Source organism: Streptomyces hygroscopicus subsp. hygroscopicus (assembly GCF_001553455.1).
Lineage (GTDB): Bacteria > Actinomycetota > Actinomycetes > Streptomycetales > Streptomycetaceae > Streptomyces > Streptomyces hygroscopicus.
In genome coordinates, this window is sequence record NZ_BBOX01000214.1 from 1 (window position 1) to 5,589 (window position 5,589).

General features: G+C 71.1%; 2 protein-coding genes. Both read left to right on the top strand.

Annotated features, from left to right (window positions below; genetic code table 11):
• Nucleotides 1-685 precede the first annotated feature (685 nt).
• On the top strand, nucleotides 686-1,249 hold the full coding sequence (locus AXW62_RS22345) for a response regulator transcription factor (RefSeq protein ID WP_060946101.1): 564 nt from the start codon (nucleotides 686-688) through the stop codon (nucleotides 1,247-1,249).
• A 306-nt stretch (nucleotides 1,250-1,555) separates the two neighbouring features.
• A partial coding sequence (locus AXW62_RS22350; RefSeq protein ID WP_159060936.1) for a type I polyketide synthase occupies nucleotides 1,556-5,589 on the top strand: 4,034 nt, incomplete at its 3' end.

Here is a 5,589-nt window from a genome sequence, read left to right on the forward strand (position 1 = left end):
GGGGCGCCGCCGCGCCGTGTGTGCCTGCGGCGGCGCCGGGGGCGCGAGCGGTGGCCCGTACGGGGCCGGGTCCGCGGCCGGGTCCGGCGCCGCGGGCCCGGTGGGCGCGGTGGCCCCGGTGGCCCCGGTGAATCCGGTGGTCCCGGTGAATCCGGTGGCCCCGGTGGCCCCGGTGGGCCCGGTGGGCGCGGACCCGGCGTACCAGGCGGAGGAAACCTTTCACCGACCGGTCGGCCGGACCACTTCACAAGAGGAATCGTGTATATCGCGGAGAAGGATTCCGCAAATACGAAACGAGCGCCTCCGCTCTGCCGCGCCGCGCCCGTTCCCGCGCGCCGCGCGAATCCCGATCACCTTCGTTGACCCGCCATTACCTGCGCTGTTATCCGCGCCAGCTCGCGTTTCCATCGTGTTTCCCGGCCGGCGAGGCCGGGTGCCCCCGTGGATGAACCATGTGACTTTTCCCTAAAAGTAGTCGTTCGGAGGGGCGGGTACCTTGGTCCGCACGGGCTTCGTGCGATTATCAACTACGCGTGGAGCGATCCTAGCTGCTGAATGTGCCGGATTGACGGTGTCGCATGCTCCGTCTGTGCCGTGCAACGGGGATCATTCGATCAGTGGGGGCCCTATGTGTGCCATTCGAGTGGCGGTTCATGCGGAAGATCCAATAACCTCGATCGGGCTTATGAGTTCCATTGAGAAGGCGCCTCAAGTCGCGCTGGCCCGGTCCGAGGGGGGTGCACAGGCGGACGTCGTCGTGGTATTCGCGGACACGGTGAACACGACGACGATGGATCTTCTCGGGAAGTTCGAAAAGCCTGCGGGCGGCTTCGTCCTGATCGTGGGCAACAAATGGAACGCCGACTACTCGGAGGCCGCTGACTTACGGGTCCGTGCGGTGCTGTGGCGGTCGGACTTCTCTCATGCGAAACTCATCAACGCAATCTGCCTGGTAAATTCTGGTGGTGCGTATTTTCCCGCTTCGCTGCAAGGTGATCTGCTGGATCATGTGCAGCGCGTACAGAAAGAGATTCTCGCCCCCCGGGGGCTCACCTCGTCCGGTCTGACGTCCAGGGAAATAGATGTGCTGCGGCTGGCCGCCGAGGGCTACGGCATCGCCGAGATATCCCGGGAGCTCTCCTACTCGGAGCGGACGATAAAGAACATCTTCTACGGGCTGATGAAGCAGCTCAACCTGAAGAACCGGACCCATGTGGTCTCCTATGCCATCCGGGCCGGTGTGATATGAGTTCCGGTTCGGCTGGATAGCTGTGCCCGGCGCCCCGCCGGAGCTGCGGGGGCTGGCCACACGGGCAACGATCGGTAGACGAACAGGCACTGGTGGTCCGTCGAGGTTGTGGCGCGACGGCCGCCGGTGATTCGCTTGGCGAAATCGCGGATCCGATCTGCGGATATGTCTCTGATCCGAGTGATGAGGCACCTGGTCCGGCGTGGTCCGAGTGTTTCGTTCGCCCCAGCTCTTCCAGGCCGCCGACCCGGTGCGTCGGCGATCTGTCAGGAAAAGACCAGCCGCACTCCGCCGACTGGAGACCCCATGTCCGAGCCCCTTCTCCCGAACGAGCCGATCGCTGTCGTCGGTCTGTCCTGCCGATTGCCGAAGGCAGCCGGTCCCCGAGAGTTCTGGTCGCTGCTGCGCAACGGAGGAAACGCCGTCACCGAGGTACCTCCCGGCCGTTGGGGCAGTGGGCGGTTCGATCCGGAGACGGCCCCTCAGGGCACCGCGAGCGCCCGCTGGGGCGCGTTTCTCGACGAGGTCGGCGGCTTCGACGCGGGGTTCTTCGGCATCTCGCCCCGCGAAGCGGCCGGTATGGACCCGCAGCAGCGGCTGGTGCTGGAACTCGGCTGGGAGGCGCTGGAGGACGCGGGGCACGTTCCCGCGACCCTGCGCAACACCGGGACCGCGGTGTTCGTCGGCGCCATCTGGGACGACTACGCCCTTCTGCACGACCGGCGCGGCGGCGAGTCGGCCCCGCACTGGAGCGCGACCGGCCTGCACCGCAGCATGATCGCCAACCGTCTGTCCTATCTGCTCGGCGCCCAGGGCCCCAGCCTCACCGTGGACTCCGGACAGTCCTCGTCCCTGGTCGCCGTGCATCTGGCGTGCGCCAGCCTGCGCTCGGGCGAGGCCACCCTCGCCCTGGCGGGCGGGGTGAACCTCAACCTGGTCGCCGAGAGCGCGTATGCCATGGCGCGTCTGGGGGCGCTGTCCCCCGACGGCCGGTGCCGCACCTTCGACGCCCGCGCCAATGGCTTCGTACGGGGCGAGGGCGGTGGCATGGTCCTCCTGAAGCCGCTGTCCCGGGCGCTCGCGGCCGGCGACCGGATCTACTGTCTGATCCGCGGCAGCTCCGTGAACAACGACGGCCCCAGCAGGACCCTGACGGCACCCAGCGCCGACGCCCAGCGCGCGGTGCTCGCGTCCGCGTACCGGAACGCCGGAGTCGATCCGCGCACGGTGAGCTACGTCGAACTGCACGGGACCGGGACCAGAGCCGGAGACCCCGTCGAGGCGTCCGCCCTCGCCACCGTGCTCGGCGCTCCCCGCGCGGACGACGACCAGCCGCTTCTGCTGGGGTCGGCGAAGACCAACGTCGGGCATCTGGAGGGAGCCGCGGGCATCGTCGGCCTGCTCAAAACCGTCCTGGCGATCAGCGAGGCCGAGATACCCGCCAGCCTGAACTTCGAGGAGCCGAACCCGGGGATTCCCTTCGAGGAAGGGCACCTGCGGATGGTCCGGACGCTCACCCCATGGCCGGACGGGAACGACGGTGAGCGCCTCGCCGGTGTGTCCTCCTTCGGCCTCGGCGGCACCAACTGCCATGTCGTCCTGGCCTCCGCCCCCCGGCGCACCGCCCGGACCGGGCCCGCCCCCACGGCGGGGACGGCGCCGCCGGTACCGGACGGCGGTGCGGTTCCCTGGGTGATATCGGCCCGTACCAGGGCGGCCCTCCTCGCGCAGGCCGGCCGGCTGGAGGAGTTCGTCGCCGACCGCGAGGAGCTGCGTCCGGTGGACGTGGCATGGTCCCTGGCGGCGACCAGGACCGCGTTCGACCACCGGGCGGTCCTGCTCGGCCGGACCCGGCAGGACCTCCTCGCCGAACTCGGCGCCCTGGCACGGGGCGAGTTCGGAGCCCGTACGGCCACCGGGCGGACCCGGGACGGCGCGACGGCGTTCGTCTTCCCCGGGCAGGGCGGCCAGTGGGCCGGGATGGCGGAGGGGCTGCGGGAGTCGTCCCCCGTCTTCCGGGCCGAGCTGGAGGCGTGTGCGGACGCCTTCGCGCCGCACACCGACTGGTCCCTGATGGACGTGGTGCGCGAGGCGCGGGGCGCGCCGCCCGGGGACCGGAGCGATGTGCTCCAGCCGGTGCTGTTCGCGGTGATGGTGTCCCTGGCCGCCGTGTGGCGTTCCCTCGGGGTCGAACCCGAGGCGGTGGTGGGACATTCCCAGGGGGAGGTCGCCGCCGCCTACGTGTGCGGGGCGCTGTCGCTGGAGGACGCCGCGAAGGTCGTGGCGGAACGCGGCAAGGCGGTCCGCAAGCTGGCCGGCACCGGGAAGATGGCGTCGGTACCGCTGCCCGTCGACCGCGTGCGCGAGGACCTGGCCGCCTACGGAGCGGACCTCGGCGTCGCGGGGGTCAACAGTCCGGCCAGGACGGTCGTGGCCGGGACCGCGGCCGCGGTGGACGCACTGGTGGCCGCCTACGAAGCCGGTGGGGTGCGGGCCCGCCTCGTCCGGGCGGTGGACTACGCCTCGCACACACCGCGGGTCGCCCCGGTGCGCGAGGAACTGCTCGGCCTGCTCGCCGGCATCACCCCGCGCGCCTGCGACATCGCCTTCTACTCGACGCTGACCGGAGACCGCTTCGGCACCGAGGGGCTCGACGCCGACTACTGGTACCGCAACCTCGCGCATCCGGTCCGCTTCGAGCAGGCCACGCGCGCCCTGTCGGCCGCCGGCTGCACACGGTTCGTCGAGAGCAGCCCGCACCCGGTGCTGGTGCCCGCCATCGAGGAGACCCTGGCGGGCGCCGGGGCGGTGACCGGTTCGCTCCAGCGCGGCCAGGGCGGCTGGGACCGCATGCTCATGTCGGTGGCACAGGCGTACACCCAGGGCGCACCGGTGGACTGGGCGTCGCACTGTGCCGAACGGGGCGGACACCGCGTCGGCCTGCCGACCTACGCCTTCCAGCGCACCCGCCATTGGCTCGACACCACCCCGGACGCGGCCGGCGCCTCCGGCGACGCCGACGCCGTAACCCCCTCCCGGGAACAAGGGGAACAAGGGGAACGATCCGGGGAACAAGCGGAACGATCCCGGGAACGAGCGGAACAAGCCGGACAGCCGGAGGACACGGCCGCCGTCGCGGAGCCCACGGCTTCCCTGCCCGCACTGGTCCGGGGCGTGATCGCCTCCGTCCTCGGCCACGCGCGCCCCGACGACGTCGAACTGGACCGCACCTTCAAGGACTTGGGCTTCGACTCGATCACCGGTGCCGAACTCGGCCGCCGGCTGGGCTCCGTGACCGGGAGGCACCTGCCCACCAGCCTGATCTTCGACTGCCCCACGCCGGAGCACGTCATCGAACGCCTGCGGAGCGGACTCGGCGGGCCCGCACCGCACGGGACACCGGCCCCCGCGAACGCGGACCCCGATGAGCCGATCGCCATCGTCTCCATGGCCTGCCGGTACCCGGGCGGGGCCGTGACCCCCGAAGCGCTGTGGGAGCTGATCGTCGCAGGGGACGAGGGCCTGTCGGACCTGCCCGAGGACCGTGGCTGGAAGCTGGACCGGCTCGGTCGTCCCGACCCCGAGCACACCGGCACCTCCTGCCCCCGCCGGGGCGGCTTCCTGGACGACGCCGCGGGCTTCGACGCCGACTTCTTCGGCATCTCCCCGCGCGAGGCCGAGTCGATGGATCCGCAGCAGCGGCTGCTGCTGGAGACGGCCTGGGAGGCGATCGAACGCGGGCAGCTGGATCCGCACGCGCTGCGCCGCGCCCGCGTGGGCGTGTTCGCCGGTGTGATGGCGCAGGACTACGGACCGCGGATGCACGAGGTGCCGGACGACGCGGACGGCGGCTTCATCCTGACCGGGACCACCCCCAGTGTCGCCTCCGGCCGGATCTCCTACGCGCTGGGGTTCGAGGGGCCGGCGGTGACGGTGGACACGGCGTGTTCGTCGTCCCTGGTGGCGATCCACCTGGCGAGCCAGTCGCTGCGTTCGGGCGAGTGCTCGATGGCGCTGGCGGGCGGTGCCACGGTGATGTCCACTCCCGGGATCTTCATCGAGTTCAGCCGTCAGCGGGGGCTGGCGCCGGACGGCCGGTGCAAGGCGTTCGCGGACGCCGCCGACGGCACGGGGTGGGGCGAGGGTGTGGGTCTGGTGCTGTTGGAGCGGCTGGGTGACGCCCGGCGCAACGGGCATCGGGTGCTGGCCGTGGTGCGGGGCAGTGCGGTGAACCAGGACGGGGCGTCCAATGGTCTGACCGCGCCGAACGGGCCGTCCCAGGAGCGGGTCATCCGCCAGGCGCTGGCCGGTGCGCGGCTGTCGGGCGCGGATGTGGACGT